The 1,610-nt window shown below is 36.8% G+C and carries 2 protein-coding genes; both read left to right on the forward strand.

Annotated elements, in window-relative coordinates:
- A partial coding sequence (locus tag ACTF6W_RS09055) for an MFS transporter (RefSeq protein WP_438994218.1) occupies positions 1-737 on the forward strand: 737 nt, incomplete at its 5' end.
- Positions 738-788: 51 nt separating this feature from the next.
- The coding region (locus ACTF6W_RS09060) for a tryptophan 2,3-dioxygenase (protein WP_438994219.1) at positions 789-1,610 on the forward strand (822 nt) is incomplete at its 3' end.

A 1,610-nucleotide genomic window follows, 5' to 3' on the forward strand; every position in this document is an offset into this window, starting at 1 on the left:
CGGTAATGTTTGATTGGAAAATGCCATTTATTGCCATAGCGATATTTGCGTTAATTGTTGCAGTTGGAATTTTTATAACGCTTCCTTCTATGACAAATCATATTGATATGTCATCTGATGCGCCCAAAAAAATACCGCTTATGTCTTTGTTAAAAAGATCCGAAATTCGACTTTCTTATATATTGGTATCCTTACAGAGCTTTGCACAGTTTATGCTTTTTGCTGGTTCAATAAACTATTTTATATTTAATCTCGGATACCCCCGTGATGGGTTAAGTATGATTTATATAATTGGTGGTGCATTAAGTTTTGCTGCCATGATGCTTACCGGGCGGATAATCGATTTTTATGGAAATCGTCTGCTATCAATTATTGTGACTATTGTTTATGTAATCGTCCTTTATGATGGGTACTTACATCAGCCAATTATGTCTGTACCATTTATATTTAGCTCATTTATGCTATGTGCCGCTATAATGGGCGTTATTGCATCAACCATCTCATCTGAAGCACCAGGTGACCACGAAAGAGCAGCTTATATGTCATTGCAATCAACCTGCCGTCATCTGGCTGCTGGTGCCGGTGGACTTATTTCTTCTATTATTTTAACCACCAATTCTGACGGTAGTTTGAATAACATAGAAATTCTTGCTCTGGCCGCGATTATTTGTCTTGTATCGCTTCCATTTATAATTGTTATATTACGCAAAATCTTAAATAAGAAATATTTGGCATAAATTTATTTTGCATGTAAGATAAATTTATGATTTTTAAATTAGGACCCTTAAATGGCTGATGATATTAAAACGTCGGTTGATATTACCGATGAAAAAATACACTGGAAACAAGACATAAGTTACGGTGACTATCTTGGACTAGATCAACTACTCAATGCGCAGGATTTAAGATCTGGTGCGCATGATGAAATGATGTTTATTATCATTCATCAAGCATCAGAGTTATGGATGAAATTATGCATTCATGAATTAGCAAGCGCAATGGACTGTTTAAGTAAAGATGAAATCGGACCGGCAATGAAAATGATTTCACGTATTGCTCGCATACAAGAACAATTAATTCATTCCTGGAATATTTTGTCTACTATGACACCAAAAGATTATATGACTTTTCGCGACAGTCTTGGCCAAAGTTCAGGTTTCCAATCCTATCAATATCGGATAATTGAATTTTCACTGGGTAATAAGAATGCTTCAATGATCAAAGCACATCAGGAACATAAAGATCGTTATGAAGCCGTAAATAAAGCATTGAATAGCCCAAGCCTTTATGATTTAACCCTACAGCTTTTAAAAAGACGCGGATTTAATATCCCAGATAACCATATCGAAAGAGATTGGAGCAAACCTTATCAAGCCAATGATATGGTCGAAGCGGCATGGAGCATCATTTATCAAAAAGGCGATGACCATTGGGAACTTTATGAATGGGCAGAAAAGCTCGTTGATCTTGAACATCGTTTTCAAACTTGGCGCTTTAGTCATATGAAAACCGTGGAACGTATTATTGGATATCGTAGAGGGACGGGGGGTACAGCGGGCGTCCACTATTTACAAAAGGCCCTCGAGCTTAGGTTCTTTCCAGAACTATGG

The organism is Pseudemcibacter sp., from assembly GCF_965661635.1.
GTDB lineage: Bacteria > Pseudomonadota > Alphaproteobacteria > Sphingomonadales > Emcibacteraceae > Pseudemcibacter.